A 19,666-nucleotide genomic window follows, 5' to 3' on the forward strand; every position below is an offset into this window, starting at 1 on the left:
TCATGGAAAAAAGTATAACCAAACCATCAAAAAGTTCCTCTATCGTTGTCGGTTTGGACATCGGTACAACAAAAATTTGTGTCATAGTTGGCAGAAAGAATGAACACGGGAAGGTGGAAATTTTGGGCTTGGGTAAAGCAGAGTCTTCTGGGGTAACCAGAGGAATTGTTTCTAACATTGCCAAAACCGTAAAAGCAATTGTACATGCAGTTGACGAAGGAAGTTCACAATCAAATGTGGATGTTAAAATCGTTAACGTTGGGATTGCCGGGCAACACATCAAAAGTTTGCAGCATAGAGGTATTTTAACTCGTAAAGATTTAAGTAACGAAATATCTAGAAGAGATATTGATAAGTTGATAGACGACATGTATAAACTAGCCATGAATCCTGGTGAAGAAATTATCCATGTTTTACCTCAAGAATTTACAGTAGATAACGAACCTGGTATTAAAGACCCGGTTGGTATGGCTGGTGTAAGACTGGAAGCTAATTTTCATATCATTACAGGTCAGGTTACGGCTATCAAAAATATCATGAAATGCGTTGACCAAGCAAATCTTGAGACCCAAGATTTAATCTTAGAACCTTTAGCATCTTCTGAAGCCGTTTTAAGTGATGAAGAGAAAGAAGCAGGCGTAGTTTTGGTAGATATTGGCGGCGGTACAACTGATGTAGCTATTTTCCATGAAGGCATCATCAGACATACAGCGGTTATTCCGTTTGGTGGCAATAGTGTAACAGAAGATATAAGAGAAGGATGTTCTGTAATGCGTAACCAGGCAGAATTATTAAAAGTGAAATTTGGTTCTGCTTTGGCAGAAGAAAATAAAGAAAACGAAATCATTTGCGTTCCGGGTTTAAGAGGACGTGAGCCTAAAGAAATTTCCGTTAAAAACTTGGCTTTTGTGATACAGGCTAGAATGGAAGAAATTATTGATCATGTTCATTACGAGATTAAATCTTCTGGATATGAGAAGAAATTAATTGGTGGTATAGTAGTTACTGGTGGAGGTGCATTGTTAAAACATTTACCTCAGTTAATTGAATATGTTACAGGTTTAGATTGCAGAGTTGGTTATCCAAATGAGCATCTAGCTAAAAACGAAACACTATCTAAGGCCATTTATGAGGATTTAAAAAGCCCTATGTATGCAACCGGTATTGGTTTGTTAATAAAAGGAATTGAGAAGGAAGAATTAAATGCACTAAGAGAAAGCAGACCAAGTAAGAAAGTAGAAGTTGCAGAAGCCCCACGTAAAAACAGAGGTTTGTTTGCTTCATTGTTAGAAGGAACTAAAAAATTCATTAAGGATGATATATCCGACCAGGATTTTTTAAAGTAATTTTCAACAACAATCAAGTTTTCCACACAATTAACATTTGTGGATAACTAATGTGGAATATTATTTAATATTACGAGTAGATTAAGTTGAATTTAAATAAAAACTTACTAACTGATAATTAAGGATATGCAGTTTGAAATGTTAAAAGAAAAGTCATCCATCATCAAAGTTATTGGTGTTGGCGGTGGCGGTGGTAATGCAGTAAACCACATGTACAGGCAAGGAATTACAGGTGTAGATTTCATTATCTGTAATACTGATGCTCAAGCTTTAGAGTTAAGTCCAATCCCAAACAAAGTACAATTAGGTGCTAGTTTAACTGAGGGAATGGGAGCTGGTTCTATCCCAGAAGTGGGTAAAAACTCGGCAATAGAAAATATTGACGATGTAAAAGAAATGCTTGGATCAAATACCAGAATGCTATTTATAACAGCAGGAATGGGTGGTGGTACAGGTACTGGCGCAAGTCCAATTATCGCAAAAGCTGCAAAAGAATTAGATATCCTTACTGTTGCAATTATTACCACTCCATTTTCTTTTGAAGGCAAGCGTAGAAAAATGCAAGCCGAAGAAGGTTTAGAAGAGTTAAAAAAATACGTCGATTCTTATTTAGTTATTTCCAATGATCGCTTACGCGAGATTTTCGGAAACTTGACTTTAGGTTCGGCATTTGGCCAAGCTGATGATATTTTAACCACAGCGGCTAAAGGTATTGCAGAAATCATCACTGTTCCTGGGTATATAAACGTCGATTTTAAAGATGTGCGTACCGTAATGAAGGATAGCGGTGTTGCAATCATGGGTAGTTTCTCTGCTGAAGGCGAAAACAGAGCTTTAAGAGCAGTTGAAGGTGCTTTAGCTTCTCCATTATTAAAAGATAATGAAATTGAAGGTGCTAGATATATATTATTAAACATCAGCTCTGGCGATAAAGAAGTAACGATGGATGAGGTAAGTATCATTACTGATTTTATCCAGGAACAAGCTGGTTTATCTGCCGATTTAATTTGGGGTAATTGTACCGATCCAGAATTAGGGGATAATGTTTCTGTAACTATTATAGCTACAGGTTTCCAAACTCAAGAAGAAAGATTACAGTCGAAACAAAGTGCACCAAAAAAGCAGTTCTTAACTAGCGATACTCCATTAATAAGACCAATAAACGAGTTCTCTAAAAAAGCAGAACCAGTTGTGGAAATGGAAGAAACAGTTCCTTATGTTTTAGCAAAGGATGAAGATAAGCCAAAAAAACAAGCTGATCTTTTTGCGGAAATTCCTTTTGTTTCTGCTAAACAACAAGTAGAAGAAACATATGAAGATGTAGTTAAACATCAATTGATTGAAGAAGAAAGAGAAGAAGAAGTTGTAGAAACAGATGATTTCGGTTTCAGTATGAAGTTTTCTGAATCAGAATTTGGACAATCTTACGCTCAAGAAGAAGAAATTGAAGAAGAAGAGCCAGAAGTTATTGTTGCCAGCGTAGATGACAACAAAACCGATGAAACGATGGAAGAGCAATTGCGTAAATCGAAAGAACGTATTTTACGCCTTAAAGATTTAAGCATGAAATTACGTTCTAGCTCTGGAGTACAAGAATTAGAAAATGAACCAGCATATAAGAGAAGACAAATGCCATTAAAAGAAGTTCCTCATTCTTCAGAGTCTCATGTTTCAAGGTTTACTTTAAGTAACGAAGACGGACAAACTGAAATTAGACAGAACAATTCTTTTTTGCATGATAATGTAGATTAACAAACCCAAACCTTATACATTAAAAACACCTTTTATAGGTGGTTTTTTGTTTAGAATAAATTCTGTCATGTCGACGATAGAAGACCTCTCACAAATAGGTTTTTATTTAGAATGGCAATTTTGCCAGTGGGATGTTTTCTCCGCTAGCTAGCGGATCAACATGACGAAGCTTTATAATTTTATAGAATCGTCATTAACTAATATCGTTGACGCAAAAAAAAATCAATAATAAATATTTTTCAATTTATTGGAACAGATAATCAAAAAGTCAAAATTTTGAAACATTGGTGTTATAGCAAGTTGATTAAGTATTAAACTTTTAGCTTTGCAGCTTTTCAAGATTTAGATTCAAGAATATTTTTTCCAGTAATGCAAACCCAACCAAATAAATATAAAGAGATTAAAAAGCAGCATCAAAATATTGCTACATTTTTAGCTTTTGCACTCATTCCTTTATCCGGTTTTGCGACAGATGTTTATTTGCCCTCTTTGCCAAATATGGCTAATGAGTTACACGTTAGCGAACTGCAAGTTCAGCTTACTTTAAGTTTCTTCTTAATTAGTTATGGCGTTTCGCAACTTTTTATAGGTAGTTTTTTAGACAGTTTTGGTCGTTTTAAAATTAGTTTTTATTCTTTATTAATATTGGCGGCATCTTGTATTTTGGTGGCAAATACGCATAATATTTATCTTATTTATTTCATGAGAGTTATTCATGGGATAACAGTAAGCGCAATTGTTGTGTCTAAAAGAGCCTATTTTGTAGATTTATTTACTGGAGAAAAATTAAAACATTATTTAAGTTTATTTACAATTATCTGGTCTACCGGACCAATCGTTGCGCCATTTGTTGGTGGCTATTTAGAGAAGTCTTTTGGTTGGGAGTCAAACTTTTATTTCCTGGCCATTTTTGCAATTGTTTTTGCAGGTTTAGAATATGCTTTTAGCGGAGAAACTCTTAAGAATTTTCAAGAATTTAAAATCAAAAAAATAGCTACTATTTATAAAGAAATGATTTTGACCGCCAGTTTTACACTAGGCATAATGATGTTAGGTTTAGCTTACAGCATGGTGATGGTTTTTAATATGACAGGTCCTTTCATCATCCAACATCATCTTAATCTTTCTGTAGTTTATGCAGGATATAGCTCCTTAATTTTAGGAATTGCCTGGATGATTGGTGGATTTATTGGTAAGGCAACAATAGAAAAACCTTTTATTAAGCGACTTTCAGTAAATTTATTAGCTCAAATGTCATTTGTAATTGTTATGATTTTAAGCCTTGGCTTTATTAGCAACATTTATAGTTTAATAGGTTTCGCATTTTTAATACATATTGCTGCTGGGTTTACGTTCAATAATTATTTTACTTATTGCTTAGCTAAGTTTCCTAAAAATGCTGGAATTTCTGGTGGTTTAACTGGTGGGTTAGCATACGTTATGGTTTCTTTCCTGAGTTATTTCATCATCGAAATCTTCCCTGCAAAGGATGAAACTAATCTTAGTTACAGTTATTTTCTTTTGATCGTTGCCTCCTTAGTTATCATGTATTTAATCTACTTTTTGGATAAAAAAAGAAGAGCGAATTTGGAGTTGGTTAGTAATTAAATATTGATTGAGGTCTTGCTTAAAACTTTTTCAAAAGCTTTTCTGGCTCCTCCTCTAAAATAAACTTCTCCGCAATAAGTATAGCCTAGGTTTTTAAAAATTTTAAGCATTGCCATATTATCAAAATTGGTATCTGCTTTAACACTATATATATTATTTTCTAGAGTATATTCCTCAATTAAAGAAATCATTTTTTTTGCTAAACCTTTACCTAAATGCCCATCATCAATCGCAACCCTATGAAAAACAACAAAATCATCGTCACTTAACCATTTACCTTCAATCTCAGCATAAGCGGGTTCATCATTTAATATCAAAGCACAATAACCTAAAATATCTTCCCCATCAATTAAAACGAAACCTTGTTCTTTTTCAATGTCGGTTTTTATAATATCGAGATTTGGATAACCATCTTGCCATTGATTGCTTCCTTCTGCTTTTCTTCTTTGAATAGCTTTTTGTAAAATTTCCCAAATTTTTACAGCCTGAGAGTGATCAGCTTTTTGAAGTTCAACATTCATAATTTAAAGGTATAAGTTTGTAAAGGAAATCAATTTGATTTTAACAAAATGATTATAAGTAGCATAAGCTAACCTTATTTGAGTTTAACTGATATTTAGAGGATCATTATTTTATTTTCCTCTCTAGGGAAATCATAAATGTAGAAAGTTCTCTTGTAAAATTATCTAAAGTGATTGCTGAATGTTTCAAATAGTTCACTATTTTTTTTAATTCCTCATGAGAATAATTAGTGCCAGAGTCAAGAAGTGTTGATATACCTAAAATATTTGCAACAGGTTGTCTTACTTTATGAGAAGTAATAAACATCATTTCTTCTAGCCCATTAATATACTGTTTTAAATATTCTTCTGTCTTTTTAAGTTCCTCATAAGCTACAGTTAGCTCTTCGGAGCGTTTCACTTTTTCTTCTTTTTGAAATGCAAGTTACTCATTTGCAAGGATTAGTTCATCTGCTCGGTTTTGTTTTTCATCATTTTGGAAAGCTAGTTCTTTATTTGCGAGGTTTAGCTCATCTGCTCGATTTTGTTTTTCATTATTTTGAAAAGCCAGTTCCTTATTTGCAAGAACTAGCTCATCTGCTCTGATTTGCTTTTCGTCGTTTTGAAAAGCCAGTTCTTTATTTGCAAGAATTAACTCTTCTGCCCGGTTTTGTTTTTCATCGTTTTGAAAGGCTAATTCTTTGTTTGCAAGAATTAACTCTTCTGCTCGTTTTTGTTTTTCTCCATTCTGAAAAATAAAATCTTTTTTGATTATGATGAGTTCGTTAGTAAGTGTTTCTATTTCTACTTTTTGAAACTCAATTTCTCTTTTTGCAATAATTAATTCTTCAGAATCTTGATGATTTGCCATCTTACAGCTTTTAACTAAGGTTTTAAAACAAAAAAAATTAATCTTAATAATTTAAAAGCAAGATATTAATTTTTTAAAATAATTACTTAGGGTAATCGGTTTATTATTTTTTGTTTAGAATTCTTTAATTTTATGTGATTAATAGATATTTTAATATTAGATAAATAGCTATTTATCAGGCTTTTAAGATGTCAAATTTTTCTAAAAAAAGATTAATACTCTCACTTAAATGCTGTTTGGTTTTAAAATCAATCAACATTTATATTTTAAACTGTTTTGCTTTCAATTCTTCTAAGGTTACGTAAAGTAAAGCATGTTCATGAGTTGCTTCTAAAATAACAGAGGGTGCAAAACCAGCATCAAAAGCTTCTTTCCATCTTAAGGCGCATAAGCACCATTTGTCTCCAGCTTTTAAACCCGGAAAATTACTTTCAGGATATGGAGTAATCAAATCATTTCCTAAAGCTAAAGTGAATTCTAAAAAAGCATCTGACACTACCGCAGCCACAACATGTTTACCAATATCCTGTGGACCAGTACAACAAAAACCATCTCTATAAAATCCAGTTAAAGGGTTAGTTCCTGCAATTTGTAATGGAGTTCCTAAAACGTTTTTATCTATGGGATGAGTTTTTGTCATGTCTAAATCTTAAAAATATGATTTGGTTGCTAGAATGTTAACGCAATTAATTTGTGAATGTTTAAATTATATTTTCATGATTTGCTCTTAGCATTTAATTTAAAATAACTATTGTCTGCAAATCAATCAAAATTTTAAAAACAAATCATTATTTGCATGGTATAATTTTTGAAACTAGTTAACAATAAATCTATTCTAAAAATAAGTTCAAAATTTTAAATAATGATTGTTATCTCTCATCAAAAAGGTTGGAAAATTATCAACCAACGTTCTCATGGTTTGTTAGCAGCCATGTTGGCCTATCAATATGATATCGATTTACCAAATGATATTATGGTACCAACAATAATAGCCATTGCAGAACATGATGATGGTGTTGAAGAAACAACAGAAAGTAAAAATCTTACACAAGCCGGCGCACCACGACATTTTATTGTTAGTGATGGGTCTAAAAAAACAGATTTAAAGCGGCAAATAAATGTGATGGAAATAGCTACTTCAAAAAGTCAGTTAAATGCTTTGCTCACATCTTTGCATATTGATTTTATATCTGAAGATAATGGCGACAAAAAATTAGAAGCCTTTTTAAAAGAGCAAGGAAAAATCAGAAAAAACATTCTTAAACATTTAGATATTGATCAAAATTATGCAGATCGTTTATATCGATTTGTAGAGTGGTGCGATGCATTTTCACTTCTTATTTGCATGGATAAAATACAACCTGAAGGCAGAAAAATGGAAATATCTAAAAGTCCGGATGGGGATATGAACCAAGTTTCTTATAAAGCAGAAAATGTAATTACAGTATCGCCTTGGGTATTTAAAAACGATACTTTCAAAGTATTTTATGAATATAAAATTGTGGAGCAATTAAAGTTTGATTCCATTGAGGAGTTTGACAAAGTTTGTAAAGCTGCAGAAGTACAAAGAGAAGAATTTATTTTTTCTAAATGATTTTAGCTCTTGGTAAATGAATTTGAATTGATTTTTAATAATAAATGTTGCTTTTCAATCATTTCAAACGTTTTTTACTTTCAATATTTGCCTATCCTGAATTTTAGATAAAAAAACAACCATACAGATTGCACCAATCATTGCGTAAAGCATGTCGGATTGAGTATCCCAAACATAACCTTGTGTTCCCAAAAATGATTCTGCAGATTCTCCAGATGCAATGGCAACAAACCATTCTAAAAACTCATAAAATACACTGATGGTAACACAAGTACAAACGGTTAAAAAAGATAACCAAGCTCCTTTTCTTATAACTTGTTTTCTGATGTACAATTCCCTGGCAATCATAGCTGGGACAAATCCTTGTATAAAATGTCCAACTTTATCATAGTTATTTCTAGTTTGATGAAATGCTTCTTTAATCCACTCAAATAAAGGAACTTCTGCATAAGTATAATGCCCACCAATAAATAAAATATAGCAATGGATTAAAATAAAAACATAGGTTAGGTAAGAAAATTTGAAGCTTTTAAACGTTAAAAGTAGAACGATAAAGCCAATGATAGCCGGAAAAACCTCTAATAGCCAAGTGAAATAATCATGAGGGTTTATTGCTGAAACCGCAAGACCAACGAAGAATAATATGATGAGTAAATAGTATTTTTTCACGGATTATGAGTTGGCTATGGTTATTCCTTCATGTGCAATTTCAATAGTTTCTACGGCTACTTCGTTTCCATCAGATTTCAAATCTGTTCCTGAAATTTTTGTTGGCCAAGCATTTAATAAAGTCCATGTCATGGTAGGATTTCCTGTTTGATCTAACAGTTGAATAGTGATGGTTTCTCTTTTCAAAGTATTCATAGTAATGCTGTTAAACCAATCAAAAAATTTATTATCTCTCAGAAAGATTCCTTTTTTAAGCGTTACATTTTTATATTTAGCTATTCCAGGCATTTTAACGGTAGAGAATTGTTTGCTGTTGCCAGCCCGATATTCAATTATTTGAGCTTCTGTTTCTAATCCAGAAACTTCTTGAAATGGTACTACTTGACCGCATATTATTACTGAAAAATTAAATTTAGGCAAAGGCCATATTGTATCTTGTGTTGTTCCGTCGTATGGCATAAATCTAATCTATCATTTAATAAATAAGTTTCATCAAACAATTAAAATAAAATGAACGGCTTGCTGATTTCTAGTTAAATAACCTCTTCAGACCATTTCTGTCTGTAGTCTTAAGCGTAGCGTGACTACAGATTTAATAATATTAGAGAGTTTTCAAACTCTCGATACTACAAAAAATCAATTTTAAGCAAACCTTGCTCATTTCCATAATAATCAAGTCCGGAAGAAAGTAAATAATCTTTTTCCTCTCTAACAAAGCCTGCTCTAATCGGGTTTTGATGGAGATAAGCCATTTTAGAATCAAATATTTTCACATTATCTAATTCAATGGGATGATTATTTTGTTGCCAAAATTGAAATTCTTTATTTCTATTGTTATTTTCTCCTGCTTTTTTAAAGATCCAAAGCATCCAGTTTTTTCTGCTTTCAATATTACTATTATTTAATTCCTCTAAAATTTTAACTGAAGTAAATTTTTTGAAGTCTCTTAATAAATCCGAAAGTTTGTTTGGCTCTTCTGTAGAGATAATTAAATGGATATGATTGCTCATTAAACACCAAGCATGAATTTTAAGCCCTTTATTTTTCTGGCAAAATTCTAGACTATTAATTACAATATCGGCATAAACTTTTCTCGTAAAAATATCAACCCATTGAACCACTGCAAAAGTGATAAAATGAACGGCTTGCTGATTTTTAATTAAATAACCTCTTTCAGACATTGTGAAGCTAAAATAATCTATTTTATCGAGTCTGGAGACTCTTATTTATTTGCTAATCCGTAGAGAACGCTTCGCTAAACTCGACGGACAGTAGAGGCCTGCTGATTTCTAGTTAAATAACCTCTTTAGACATTGTAAATCTAAAATAATCTATTTTATGAAGTCTGTAGACTCTTATTTATTAACTAATCCATAGTAAACGCTTCGCTAACTCTACAGACAGTTGGTTCTTTGGATGTTAAATAATCATTTACCGCAATTTGTAGAATACAAATGATGCTCATTTTGGATACAAATGATACTCACTGAGTACCCTCCATTCTCCGATATTAGATTCAACATTTAGTTCTGGCAGTGCTTTTATAAAACTCAGCAATCTTGACTTTTTGTAATAATCATTATTAACCCCTATCGGGAACCAACAGCCCCTAACCAAGCTGTCCGAAAAGGAATTTTTTATACACCAATTTATAAACTATTATGAAACAAAATTTAAAAACCGCTGCAGTAGTATGCCTACTAGCTGCCACAGGAACAATGTCTTCTTGCAAAAAAGATGTAAAGGTATTATCAAACGACTCTACAACATCTCCACGAGCTATTTACGACACAATTGATGAAAAGTTTAACTCCTTTGCCAATGGGGCCTATTATTATGAAGGATCTTACATTAGTAAATTTGGAAATAATTCAAGCAATAATTGGTTTTATGATAGAACCTATATATCTAACCCAACTGGTAATGCCAGTCTTCGCATTAAATTAATGCCTATGGCAACAGAGGGAGCATCAGGTGTTCTCGGAAGAACAAATATAATTCCTAGAAACATATATCATGTATCATATCGAGTTAAGTTTAGTGCAAATATGGATCTTGCTGAAGGTGGAAAATTGGGTGTAGGTTTAGGTATGGGGCCAGTACTATCAGGCGAGAATAATGGTGTTAAGCCAAATGTAAATGGAAGTCAGGGTGGTAGCGCTCGCTTGATGTGGAAGAGAGATGGTGCAAATTGGAAGCTTAAACCCTATTTGTACTATACTAATATGCCTGTAGATTCTAAAGGTAAATATTATGGTACCAATATCGTTTATACTAATGTCTACCCAAGCTCTGGTAGTATAAGTCGTGATACTTGGTATACAGTAGATATGACAGCTACAAGCAATACTGGTACAAGTAACAATGGTACTATAAATATAAAAATTAATGGCACTACTGTATTATACAACAATCAGATTTATTGGGGCAATAACTCACCCGACCAAAGTAATGGAATTATTAAAGCTGTAATGTTTGATACATTTAGAGGCGGCAATGATTCTACATGGGAATCAAATTCTAACGATAGTTACATTTATTATGATGATATTATCGTTAATTAAATAGATGAAATTATAAGCGTCAATTAAATATATATCATACGAGTTAGCTCGTATGATAATATATTCTTAAATCTCAATACCATTTATACCTATTTTAATAACCTCACAAAGTCTGGTTAGGTTCTCATTAAATCCAAGCTGTTCTTGATGTTAACGTAGCGCATCTCGAACTTGTAATGAATTGGATTTTCAATCCATTTTAGAAAAAAGAAATGTGCAGTTGTGGATTGCAAATCCACTTTATTTTTGAGTTCGAAATGCCCTTCGGAACATACCTGAACAGCAGCTAAAATAATCTATTTTATCGAGTCTTGAGACTCTTATTTATTTGATAATCTCTAGAGAGCGCTTCGCTAAATTCTACTGACAGTGGGACGTTGCTAGGTTAAGAATGGGTATTAATAAAGTTTAAACGCTATCGTTTTTAACAGATTAAACTAGCTTTAATGTTATTTTATATAAAAAATCTTTGTTCAACTTTTGATTCGGTACTTAAATAATTATTTAGGTTTAAGAAGTTAAGAGCTAGTTCATTGGATTGAATTTCCAATCTGAAATTATAATCTCCAATCATTTGACAAGCAATCTCATAAATTGATTCACTGGAAAGAAAATCAGCAGGTATACCAAAAGCTTTAGCAAATTCAATTGTATCCTCTCTCACATTTTTACAAAATATATCATTTGAGAATGGTAATCCATTATACTCCAAATCAACCCAGGGAAGAATATCTTTAATTCCTTCCACTAAACATTTATTCTTAGGGAGATAAAAGAAATAACTATATGAATTTTCACTGTAAAAAGCTTCAAATGCAAATTCCATTTCATCTTCACAAATTGATAAACTAACTTGAAAATCCTTTGTCCAATTACATGAAGATAATTCAACATATAGAAAGTGCTTCTTTATTATAACTGCATTTATAATATCAATTGAATTTCTCAATACACTCAACTTATATTGATAATCATCTTTAAAGTAGCTTATTTTATTTAATCGTTCTTTACTTTGAATGTTTAAATAGTTGGTTCTTGGTATACAAACCTTAAAACCAGTTACCGTTCGAGTTATGGTTGATTCACATATTTCTTGCCAATAAGCAGAATTTGATGATTTATCATATATTATTAAAACTACTGATACAGAGAAGTTTAACCAGTAGTTTAAATGCTTTCTGGAACCTCTATAAATATATGAATTTGAATTTAGCTCTTTAAAAAAGCTAATTCCTGACTTTATTTGAATTGCAAATATTCTACCTGTTGGAAAAGTTTTATTTTGATATGGATTCAATGTTTGGGTTACTTCAACAAAGGCATCTATCCCAAAATCATTTAAAGATTGTTCACGAAATATCCATTTGAAATCTTCAACAAAAATTTTAGCTACAGAAAAAACTCCTATTCTTTCTTCTCTATTAAACATAATTTCATGTTGATTATAATTTACAGATTTTGGATAGTTATATAAAATTACATAAGCTAATAATCATTTATAAATACGAAAAACTTTAAAATTTGATTTATTTAATTATAAGTAAACCCTCTATAAATCGTATAGTAAGGCTTTAGTGCGAAGTGAAACGAAGCACCGCAACGAAGTGGAGCCTTGTACAGCCTTTCTATCGGAAGCTAAGAATGATGCACCTTCATTTGTTAAAGACATAAATAATCTGTTTGTGAGATGCTCCTTATCTTCAGCATGACGGTAATAAAAATAAAAAAGCCTCCCGAAAAATCTGAAGGCTTTATAATTTATTTAGGGGTTTTGAATTATCCTATTAAACCTTTACTTACCAAATACTCCGCAATTTGAACCGCATTAGTAGCGGCACCTTTACGTAAATTATCGGCAACGCACCACATATTTAAAGTGTTATCTTGAGATTCATCCCTCCGTATTCTACCGACAAAAACTTCATCTTTTTCGTGGGCATCCATCGGCATTGGGTATTTCGCATTTGCAGGATCATCAACTACAATCACTCCGCTAGTAGCAGCTAAAAGCTCACGCACTTTTGTTAAATCAAAATCGTTTTCAAACTCAATATTTAATGCTTCGGAATGGCCGCCCATTACTGGAATTCTTACGGTAGTTGCGGTAACGCGGATGCTGTCATCGCCCATAATTTTCTTGGTTTCCAAAATCATCTTCATCTCCTCTTTGGTATAACCGTTATCCTGGAAAACATCAATCTGAGGGATTACGTTTAAATCGATAGGATAAGCATAAGCCATTGGGCCGTCCATAATTCCTTTACGTTCGTTCATTAACTGGTCAACAGCTTTAACGCCAGTACCGGTAACAGATTGGTAGGTAGAAACCACCACTCTTTTAATTTTATATTCGTCGTGAAGTGGTTTTAAAGCCACTACCATTTGTATGGTGCTGCAATTTGGGTTGGCAATAATTTTATCTTCGGCAGTTAAAACATCGGCATTCACTTCTGGTACAACCAATTTTTTTGTTGGGTCCATTCTCCAGGCTGAAGAGTTATCAATAACAGTAGTTCCAACGGCTGCAAATTTTGGGGCTTGCTCTTTAGAAGTGTCTCCACCTGCAGAAAATAAGGCCACATCTGGCTTCATGGCAATGGCTTCATCAACAGTTACCACTTTGTACTTCTTTCCCTTAAAATCAATTTCCTTACCCTTGCTTTTTGCTGAAGCAACCGGAATTAATTCTGTAACTGGGAAATTGCGCTCTGCTAAAACTTTTAACATTACCGTACCAACAAGGCCGGTTGCGCCTACAACTGCAACTTTCATGATTTGATTTTATTTAAATAATTAATTATTAATATCTTGTGTTTGTTTTATTGGCGCAAATATGGGAAAGTTTTTACTAGTTTTAATTCTGTTTTCTTCAAAAGTTGCATTTTCGCAACTTAACGACAACTTTACTGATGGAGATTTTACGCAAAACCCTGCCTGGCAGGCAGATGTAGCTACAAATTTTACAGTCGTAAATGGGCAGTTGCGTTCTAATTCTACTACGTTAAACTCCAATTTTTATATCTCAACACCAAATACAAAAGCTTTAAACTGCACTTGGGAGTTTGATGTGAATTTACAATTTTCAACTTCTGGAGCTAACTATGTTGATGTTTATTTAATTAGTAATGTTGCTGATTTAAAAAGCACCAACATTAATGGCTACTTCTTAAGGATGGGAAACACAGACGATGAGGTTGCTTTATATAAAAGGAGCGGGACAATTGTTACCACTACAAAAATTATTGATGGGAAAAATGGATCGGTTGGCAGTTCTGCAAATAATCCTTTTAAATTTAAAATAACGAGAGAAAGCAACGGGAACTTCACTTTAGAAAGAGATAGCACCGGTACCGGAAGTTCTTTTTTGACTGAAGGTTCTATAGTTGATAATAGTTTTACGACCACTACTTCTTTTGGTTTTTTAGTTCAACAATCTACAGCCTCTTTTCAGCAAAAACATTTTTTTGATAACATTATCATTCAAGATATTATAGTTGATACTGCTCCGCCTGTATTAAATTCGGCTACTACCACAAATGGAACTAATATTAACTTAAGTTTTAATGAACCAGTCGATGCAACTGATGCAGCCATAATCACTCACTATAACATTACTCCGGGAAATATCCAACCAACAAGCGCTACAGTTAATGGGAACTTAGTCACTTTAAATTTAGCCAATCAGCTGGCAACAGGAAATTATACGGTTGCGGTGAGTACGGTAAAAGATTTAAAGGGAAACGTTGCTGCGCCACAAAACAAAGGCTTTTTTTATAAAAAACCTTATACCGCAAAACTAAACGATATTGTAATTAATGAAATTTTTGCCGATCCAAGTCCGCAAGTAGATTTACCTTCTGTAGAGTTTATAGAAATTTGGAATCGCAGTACGGAAGATATTGGTTTGGTCGGTTTTAAATACAGCGACCCAACTACTATCGCCACTTTTGGCAACGATAGTATTAAAGCCAATTCATACATTGTTTTATGCGCTAAAGCGGATACTTTAGAATTTAAGAAATATGGTAAAGTAATTGGGCTTTCACCTTGGCCAAGTTTAAACAATGCTAGCGATCAGATAAAACTGATTAATCAAAATGGAGACTTGATTTCTCAGGTTAATTATACCGATGCTTGGTATAAAGATGCAGTAAAGAAAAATGGCGGTTGGACATTAGAGTTAATTGATCCTCTTTCTACTTGCAATCCCTCACAAAATTATTCGGCAAGTATAGATGTAAGCGGAGGAACGCCCGGTAAACAGAATTCCATTTATTTAACCAACAAGACTACTGCTCCTTTACAATTGCTTAGTGCGGTTTTAAAGGACGGACAAACCATTTCCTTAACTTTTAATAGAGGTTTAGATAGTTTGCAAGCTACTTTGCCTTCTCATTATTCAATTAATAATGGAGCGGGAATTCCTCAAAGCGCATTGCCAATTGGCCCGTCTTTTTCTAGCGTAGATTTAAAATATAATCAGGCTTTAAGCCGTAACCAAACCTATACCATTACTGTAAATGGCGTTACAGATTGTGGAGCAAATACCATCAGCAACCAAACTTTAAGCTTTGTTTATCCAGCTTTAATTGCCAAAGGCGATGTTTTAATCAACGAACTTTTGTATAACCCAAAAAGTGGGGGAGTAGATTTTGTAGAAGTTTACAATGTTTCTGATAAGATTTTAGATTTTAAGGATTTAAAAATCGCGACAAAAGATGCCATTAAAGATTCTGTGGTGAGTATTAGGGCAGTAAGTGCTACAACATTATTATTCCAATCTAAAACTTATTGGGTAATTACCACCAATCCAGATACGGTGAAGGCTCAATACACCACTCAAAACAATAATTTTATTAAACTGAGCAGTTTACCTTCCTTTAATGATGATAGCGGAACGGCAATCCTATTGAATAAAGACAGTTCTAAATTAGATCAGTTAGATTATAATAAGAAGATGCAGTTTGCATTGTTAAAGGATTTAAACGGAGTTTCATTAGAAAGAAGCAGTTTTACCCAACCTACAAATGCAGTTGGTAATTTTAGATCTGCTGCCGCTTCTGCCGGTTACGCTACGCCAGGATATAAAAATTCCCAGTTTCTAGAAGATGTAAATCCTGTAGAGGAAATCTCATTTGTCTCCAAAACTTTTTCTCCAGATAATGATGGTTATGAAGATGTACTTCAAATTCTTTATCAATTCTCACAACCAAACTATGCAGCAAACGTCACTATCTATAATGATCAAGGTGCATTGGTGCGTAAACTGATACAAAACCAAACTTTGGCAACATCTGGCCAATGGATTTGGGACGGTTTAGATCAAACAAACCAAAAAGCCAAAACAGGTATTTACATTATTTATACAGAGCTTTTCGATTTAGATGGTAATGTGAAGAAATATAAAAGGACAGCGGTCTTAGCTGGAAAGTTTAATTGATGATAGAAATACTTAAACAACATATCATTAGTCGTTTAGGTGAAGACGTAACTAATTTAAATGAAGTTTTACAAAATTTTAAATCACTAAAAGTAAGCCGAAATGAAACTATTTTAAATCAAGGAGAGGTTTGTAAATACGTTTATTTTATTGTTTCTGGTTGTTTACAGGTTTATGTTTATGATAAAGAATTTAATGAAACTACTAGAGATTTAATTATTGAGGATAATTGGTGTTCAGAATTAATAAGTTTTGGATCTCAGCAACCCGCAACTGAAAACATCAGGGCAGTAGAGCCATCTGAACTTTTAGCAATAGATAGACAAGGCTTTCAAAATATGATGGAAACTGTTCCTCAGTTTGATAAAGTTTACAAACAAATTCTGGAAGCATCTTATGCCAATTCTGTTTACCGCATCAATACTTTTGTAGCATTAACCGCTTTAGAAAGAATAAAATGGTTAATGGATTATCGCCCAAAACTAATGAGCCGGCTGTCCAGCAAGCTCATCGCATCTTATTTGGGTATCTCACAAGAAACTTTCAGCAGGCTTAAAGCAAAAGTTTAAAACATTGACATTTGTCAATATTTAATGATTTCAAATTGTAGAATTTTAACACATCATTCACAATTTAATTATTAAATACATGAAAGAGTACCTTTTATTATTCCGCAACCTTAGCGGAGAAAACAATTATATCCTTACTCCGCAAGATATGGCAGAGGATATGCCGGCATGGCAAAGTTGGATTGGAAACATTGCGATGCAAGGCAAGTTAATTTCTACTCAACCTATAGAATACGAAGGGAAGATAGTTTCCAATCAAGGAATAAATCAATGTCCTGATAAAACAGAAAGCAACTTATTGGTTGCGGGTTATCTCATTTGCAAAGCCGATGATTTAACTGAAGTGGAAGGCTGGAGTAAAAACTGTCCTATCTTAAAATATCCACACGGAAGTGTAGAAATTCGCCCAATTATCCCATTCCCAAACAATTAATTTAAAACAAAATGGATAAGATTTTAAATCTCGGCAGGTGGATATTTCCACTTTCTTTTTTAATGTATGTTGGCTTACATTTTGGCAAACCAGAAGTTGGAGCAGCCTTTGTCCCAGATTATTTACCATTCCCTTATTTCTGGAACTATTTTACTGCTATTTGTATTCTCGCCTTTATTGTAAGTGCATTAATTGGTAAATATGATAAACTTGCTTATACCTTAATGGCTCTTTTTGTGATTTTGATGGCATTAATGGTTCATCTTCCACGCTCTATGGGTTATGAGTTAGGATTAGAAAACATGACAGAAAGTTTAGCCCGTGAAAAGGAACTTGAAACAGTAAATTTATTTAGAAACATAATGGTAACAGGAGCTTTATTGGCGTTTGCGAAATTCATCGCTAAAGACAAAAGAATAATTGGTTAATCTTAAATATAAATAATATGCAAAAATTAAGTGCGCAAACCAACGCGTTAAACTGGTTCGAAATTCCTGCTATTGATATAGCAAGAGCAAAAAACTTTTATGAAACGATTTTTGAAACTCAACTTTTCGAAATGGAAATGATGGGCATGAAGATGGCAGTATTCCCCTCTCAAAGCCCACTCGTAGGCGGTGGATTAGCTCAAAGTCCAAATCATAAACCAAGTACAGAAGGAAGCATTGTTTACTTGAATGCAAATCCAGATTTGCAAATTGTTTTGGATAAAGTTATTGACGCTGGAGGAATGTTGACAATGCCTAAAACAAACATTGGTGATAATGGCTTTATGGCATTTTTTATTGATACTGAGGGAAATTCAGTTGGGGTGCATTCTATGACGTGAGCAATTATTAGTTTAATTAAGAGCAAAATTCAATAGAGTTTTGCTTTTTTTGTTTTTAAATAATGGCAATTAGATATTCATCCATCTATTAAATGCTGATTCTACTATATGATAGAAAATATAATAACTAGGGATTCTTTATAAATTTTCTTTCACAAATTGCTCGCAGTATTCTTTAATCAATTCCCTAACTCTTCTAAATTCTTGTTTTATTTCGTCTTCTGTTCCTTTTGCTTTAGCAGGATCTGGAAAGTTATAATGGAATTTTTTCGCTTGTGATGGAATAAACGGACAGCGTTCTTTTGCATGATCGCAAACGGTAATGATAAAATCAAAATTTACATCGGTATACTCTTCAACATTATTAGAAGTGTTTTTGCTAATGTCAATCCCATCTTCTATCATGGTCTCAATAGCTTTGGGATTAACTCCATGAGTTTCTACACCAGCACTATAAATTTGAGCTTTTTCTTTAGCAAAATAATTTAAATAACCATCCGCAATTTGACTTCTGCAACTGTTGCCTGTACAGAGTACTAATATTTTCTTCATTTTGATGATTTAAACAAAAAGCCAAATGATGTTAATTATGCAAAACTTAGGATCAAACCCCCAAATAATTTGCAATACTGTAATTGATATTGTAATGATAATATGCCTTTTGTACTTAATAATAATTTTTTTTGCCATTGATAACTAGCAACAGCCACTGCCAGGTGTGCAAGCAGATTGTATAACATTTAATTTAATTGATGGAATACCGCAACTGTCTTTAGCTAAACAGTCGGTTTGTTTGTTAGTTAAAATGAAAGTATCATTTTCAAATGCTAAACCATATTTACCAATAGTTTGGGCTTGATATTCTACTTCAATCTCCAGGTTTTCTATACCTAATTTTTCTTCAGATAATTTAATAATATTTAAAAGCTTAATGGGTTTTAACCGATGGTCAAAATCATCTGCATTCCATAATTGAAAGCCGACAGTTTTTTCATTTCTGAAGGTTCCGCCGCAATCAATGTAATTTTTGGTAATCATCCCAACTTCCGTTACATGAAAATGTTCAGGAACTGAAGTTCCATCTTCTAATTTAAATACTACATTTTCTAATTTTGGAAGAATGCTTTTTATTTCTGAAAGAGTCATAATGTTAAATTTTAGCAGCAGTTTAATTTTTTTGTTGATAGGGCATTAGAAATATTTTCGAAGTAGCTTTTCATTTTATCGATTTCTATTTCATTTATGCAATAGCAAATGGAATTTCCTTCGATATTTCCTTTAATTAGATTAGCATTTTTAAGTTCCTTTAAATGTTGAGAAACAGTTGGTTGTGCCAATGGAAGTTCATTCACAATATCGCCACAAATACAAGTGTCAACGGTCATTAAGTATTCTAAAATGGCTATCCTTGCGGGATGTCCCAATGCTTTTGCAAGGATTGCAATCTCATTTTGCTTGTCTGTAAAGTGATCAGTTTTTGAAGCTCCCATT

Annotated in this window: 22 protein-coding genes; 10 read left to right on the plus strand and 12 right to left on the minus strand. The window is 32.9% G+C overall.

Annotated features, from left to right (window positions below):
- Window positions 1–2 precede the first annotated feature (2 nt).
- The 3 genes from ftsA (at window position 3) to A5893_RS01260 (ending at window position 4,706) form a co-directional block, all read left to right on the plus strand.
- On the plus strand, window positions 3–1,346 hold the full coding sequence (ftsA, locus tag A5893_RS01250) for a cell division protein FtsA (protein WP_068820719.1): 1,344 nt from the start codon (window positions 3–5) through the stop codon (window positions 1,344–1,346).
- Window positions 1,347–1,472: 126 nt separating this feature from the next.
- Window positions 1,473–3,098, plus strand: a complete 1,626-nt coding sequence (gene ftsZ, locus A5893_RS01255) for a cell division protein FtsZ (protein WP_068820720.1) — start codon at window positions 1,473–1,475, stop codon at window positions 3,096–3,098.
- Window positions 3,099–3,467: 369 nt separating this feature from the next.
- Window positions 3,468–4,706 (plus strand): MFS transporter, encoded by a 1,239-nt coding sequence (locus tag A5893_RS01260; protein WP_068820721.1) that lies wholly within the window; start codon window positions 3,468–3,470, stop codon window positions 4,704–4,706.
- On the opposite strand, the gene A5893_RS01265 is transcribed toward A5893_RS01260, so the two are convergent.
- From A5893_RS01265 to A5893_RS01280, 4 genes are all read right to left on the minus strand, one after another.
- Window positions 4,703–5,227: a GNAT family N-acetyltransferase gene (locus A5893_RS01265; RefSeq protein WP_068820722.1), complete on the minus strand. Its 525-nt coding sequence runs from the start codon at window positions 5,225–5,227 to the stop codon at window positions 4,703–4,705. The genes A5893_RS01260 and A5893_RS01265 overlap by 4 nt on opposite strands.
- 106 nt (window positions 5,228–5,333) lie before the next feature.
- Window positions 5,334–5,627: a histidine kinase gene (locus tag A5893_RS17785; RefSeq protein WP_068820723.1), complete on the minus strand. Its 294-nt coding sequence runs from the start codon at window positions 5,625–5,627 to the stop codon at window positions 5,334–5,336.
- 24 nt (window positions 5,628–5,651) lie between these two features.
- Complete coding sequence (locus A5893_RS17790) at window positions 5,652–6,077, minus strand: hypothetical protein (protein ID WP_068820724.1); 426 nt, start codon at window positions 6,075–6,077, stop codon at window positions 5,652–5,654.
- 259 nt (window positions 6,078–6,336) lie between these two features.
- On the minus strand, window positions 6,337–6,717 hold the full coding sequence (locus A5893_RS01280; RefSeq protein ID WP_068820725.1) for a DUF2237 family protein: 381 nt from the start codon (window positions 6,715–6,717) through the stop codon (window positions 6,337–6,339).
- A gap of 222 nt (window positions 6,718–6,939) precedes the next feature.
- Here A5893_RS01280 and A5893_RS01285 point away from each other — a divergent pair, with 222 nt between their 5' ends.
- Window positions 6,940–7,671, plus strand: coding sequence for a DUF3891 family protein (locus A5893_RS01285; protein ID WP_068820726.1), 732 nt, complete (start codon window positions 6,940–6,942; stop codon window positions 7,669–7,671).
- A gap of 63 nt (window positions 7,672–7,734) precedes the next feature.
- Here A5893_RS01285 and A5893_RS01290 read toward each other — a convergent pair whose 3' ends face one another.
- The 3 genes from A5893_RS01290 to A5893_RS01300 all read right to left on the minus strand — a co-directional run bounded on the left by A5893_RS01290 (window position 7,735) and on the right by A5893_RS01300 (window position 9,521).
- On the minus strand, window positions 7,735–8,340 hold the full coding sequence (locus tag A5893_RS01290) for a DUF2238 domain-containing protein (RefSeq protein WP_068820727.1): 606 nt from the start codon (window positions 8,338–8,340) through the stop codon (window positions 7,735–7,737).
- Between the two features lie 3 nt (window positions 8,341–8,343).
- Window positions 8,344–8,799: a phage tail protein gene (locus tag A5893_RS01295; RefSeq protein ID WP_068820728.1), complete on the minus strand. Its 456-nt coding sequence runs from the start codon at window positions 8,797–8,799 to the stop codon at window positions 8,344–8,346.
- A 167-nt stretch (window positions 8,800–8,966) separates the two neighbouring features.
- On the minus strand, window positions 8,967–9,521 hold the full coding sequence (locus A5893_RS01300) for an REP-associated tyrosine transposase (RefSeq protein ID WP_068820729.1): 555 nt from the start codon (window positions 9,519–9,521) through the stop codon (window positions 8,967–8,969).
- Between the two features lie 480 nt (window positions 9,522–10,001).
- Here A5893_RS01300 and A5893_RS01305 point away from each other — a divergent pair, with 480 nt between their 5' ends.
- The gene (locus A5893_RS01305) at window positions 10,002–10,904 is read left to right on the plus strand and encodes a polysaccharide lyase (protein ID WP_068820730.1); all 903 of its coding nucleotides are present in this window, start codon (window positions 10,002–10,004) and stop codon (window positions 10,902–10,904) included.
- Window positions 10,905–11,358: 454 nt separating this feature from the next.
- Here the strand turns inward: A5893_RS01305 and A5893_RS01310 are convergent, their stop codons facing one another.
- Together A5893_RS01310 and A5893_RS01315 are read right to left on the minus strand one after the other, a co-directional pair.
- On the minus strand, window positions 11,359–12,333 hold the full coding sequence (locus A5893_RS01310) for a DUF4365 domain-containing protein (protein WP_068820731.1): 975 nt from the start codon (window positions 12,331–12,333) through the stop codon (window positions 11,359–11,361).
- Between the two features lie 347 nt (window positions 12,334–12,680).
- Window positions 12,681–13,676, minus strand: a complete 996-nt coding sequence (locus A5893_RS01315; RefSeq protein WP_068820732.1) for an aspartate-semialdehyde dehydrogenase — start codon at window positions 13,674–13,676, stop codon at window positions 12,681–12,683.
- A gap of 61 nt (window positions 13,677–13,737) precedes the next feature.
- Between A5893_RS01315 and A5893_RS01320 the strand changes: the two genes are divergently transcribed.
- The 5 genes from A5893_RS01320 to A5893_RS01340 all read left to right on the plus strand — a co-directional run bounded on the left by A5893_RS01320 (window position 13,738) and on the right by A5893_RS01340 (window position 18,175).
- Complete coding sequence (locus A5893_RS01320; protein WP_068820733.1) at window positions 13,738–16,344, plus strand: lamin tail domain-containing protein; 2,607 nt, start codon at window positions 13,738–13,740, stop codon at window positions 16,342–16,344.
- Window positions 16,344–16,913: a Crp/Fnr family transcriptional regulator gene (locus A5893_RS01325; protein WP_068820734.1), complete on the plus strand. Its 570-nt coding sequence runs from the start codon at window positions 16,344–16,346 to the stop codon at window positions 16,911–16,913. The genes A5893_RS01320 and A5893_RS01325 overlap by 1 nt, the downstream gene beginning before the upstream one ends.
- Window positions 16,914–16,992: 79 nt before the next feature.
- Window positions 16,993–17,346: a YciI family protein gene (locus tag A5893_RS01330; RefSeq protein ID WP_068820735.1), complete on the plus strand. Its 354-nt coding sequence runs from the start codon at window positions 16,993–16,995 to the stop codon at window positions 17,344–17,346.
- Window positions 17,347–17,357: 11 nt separating this feature from the next.
- A complete protein-coding gene (locus tag A5893_RS01335; RefSeq protein ID WP_068820736.1) occupies window positions 17,358–17,774 on the plus strand; it encodes a DoxX family protein in 417 nt (138 codons plus the stop codon).
- 17 nt (window positions 17,775–17,791) lie between these two features.
- Window positions 17,792–18,175, plus strand: a complete 384-nt coding sequence (locus tag A5893_RS01340) for a VOC family protein (protein ID WP_068820737.1) — start codon at window positions 17,792–17,794, stop codon at window positions 18,173–18,175.
- 138 nt (window positions 18,176–18,313) lie between these two features.
- Here A5893_RS01340 and A5893_RS01345 read toward each other — a convergent pair whose 3' ends face one another.
- The 3 genes from A5893_RS01345 to A5893_RS01355 all read right to left on the minus strand — a co-directional run bounded on the left by A5893_RS01345 (window position 18,314) and on the right by A5893_RS01355 (window position 19,665).
- On the minus strand, window positions 18,314–18,727 hold the full coding sequence (locus A5893_RS01345; RefSeq protein ID WP_068820738.1) for an arsenate reductase ArsC: 414 nt from the start codon (window positions 18,725–18,727) through the stop codon (window positions 18,314–18,316).
- A gap of 144 nt (window positions 18,728–18,871) precedes the next feature.
- Window positions 18,872–19,321 carry a DUF6428 family protein gene (locus A5893_RS01350; RefSeq protein ID WP_068820739.1) on the minus strand — a complete coding sequence of 150 codons (450 nt, stop codon included), beginning with the start codon at window positions 19,319–19,321 and terminating at the stop codon, window positions 18,872–18,874.
- Between the two features lie 11 nt (window positions 19,322–19,332).
- Window positions 19,333–19,665 carry an ArsR/SmtB family transcription factor gene (locus A5893_RS01355; protein ID WP_068820740.1) on the minus strand — a complete coding sequence of 111 codons (333 nt, stop codon included), beginning with the start codon at window positions 19,663–19,665 and terminating at the stop codon, window positions 19,333–19,335.
- Window position 19,666 lies beyond the last annotated feature (1 nt).

The sequence above is a fragment of the Pedobacter psychrophilus genome, from assembly GCF_001652725.1.
GTDB classification, from domain to species: Bacteria; Bacteroidota; Bacteroidia; order Sphingobacteriales; family Sphingobacteriaceae; genus Pseudopedobacter; species Pseudopedobacter psychrophilus.

Coding starts and splice junctions, on each gene's coding strand:
- ftsA (WP_068820719.1), top strand. CDS start 3: ATGGAAAAAAGTATAACCAAACCATCAAAAAGTTCCTCTATCGTTGTC.
- ftsZ (WP_068820720.1), top strand. CDS start 1,473: ATGCAGTTTGAAATGTTAAAAGAAAAGTCATCCATCATCAAAGTTATT.
- A5893_RS01260 (WP_068820721.1), top strand. CDS start 3,468: ATGCAAACCCAACCAAATAAATATAAAGAGATTAAAAAGCAGCATCAA.
- A5893_RS01265 (WP_068820722.1), bottom strand. CDS start 5,227: ATGAATGTTGAACTTCAAAAAGCTGATCACTCTCAGGCTGTAAAAATT.
- A5893_RS17790 (WP_068820724.1), bottom strand. CDS start 6,077: ATGGCAAATCATCAAGATTCTGAAGAATTAATTATTGCAAAAAGAGAA.
- A5893_RS01280 (WP_068820725.1), bottom strand. CDS start 6,717: ATGACAAAAACTCATCCCATAGATAAAAACGTTTTAGGAACTCCATTA.
- A5893_RS01285 (WP_068820726.1), top strand. CDS start 6,940: ATGATTGTTATCTCTCATCAAAAAGGTTGGAAAATTATCAACCAACGT.
- A5893_RS01295 (WP_068820728.1), bottom strand. CDS start 8,799: ATGCCATACGACGGAACAACACAAGATACAATATGGCCTTTGCCTAAA.
- A5893_RS01300 (WP_068820729.1), bottom strand. CDS start 9,521: ATGTCTGAAAGAGGTTATTTAATTAAAAATCAGCAAGCCGTTCATTTT.
- A5893_RS01305 (WP_068820730.1), top strand. CDS start 10,002: ATGAAACAAAATTTAAAAACCGCTGCAGTAGTATGCCTACTAGCTGCC.
- A5893_RS01310 (WP_068820731.1), bottom strand. CDS start 12,333: ATGTTTAATAGAGAAGAAAGAATAGGAGTTTTTTCTGTAGCTAAAATT.
- A5893_RS01315 (WP_068820732.1), bottom strand. CDS start 13,676: ATGAAAGTTGCAGTTGTAGGCGCAACCGGCCTTGTTGGTACGGTAATG.
- A5893_RS01320 (WP_068820733.1), top strand. CDS start 13,738: ATGGGAAAGTTTTTACTAGTTTTAATTCTGTTTTCTTCAAAAGTTGCA.
- A5893_RS01325 (WP_068820734.1), top strand. CDS start 16,344: ATGATAGAAATACTTAAACAACATATCATTAGTCGTTTAGGTGAAGAC.
- A5893_RS01330 (WP_068820735.1), top strand. CDS start 16,993: ATGAAAGAGTACCTTTTATTATTCCGCAACCTTAGCGGAGAAAACAAT.
- A5893_RS01335 (WP_068820736.1), top strand. CDS start 17,358: ATGGATAAGATTTTAAATCTCGGCAGGTGGATATTTCCACTTTCTTTT.
- A5893_RS01340 (WP_068820737.1), top strand. CDS start 17,792: ATGCAAAAATTAAGTGCGCAAACCAACGCGTTAAACTGGTTCGAAATT.
- A5893_RS01345 (WP_068820738.1), bottom strand. CDS start 18,727: ATGAAGAAAATATTAGTACTCTGTACAGGCAACAGTTGCAGAAGTCAA.
- A5893_RS01350 (WP_068820739.1), bottom strand. CDS start 19,321: ATGACTCTTTCAGAAATAAAAAGCATTCTTCCAAAATTAGAAAATGTA.
- A5893_RS01355 (WP_068820740.1), bottom strand. CDS start 19,665: ATGGGAGCTTCAAAAACTGATCACTTTACAGACAAGCAAAATGAGATT.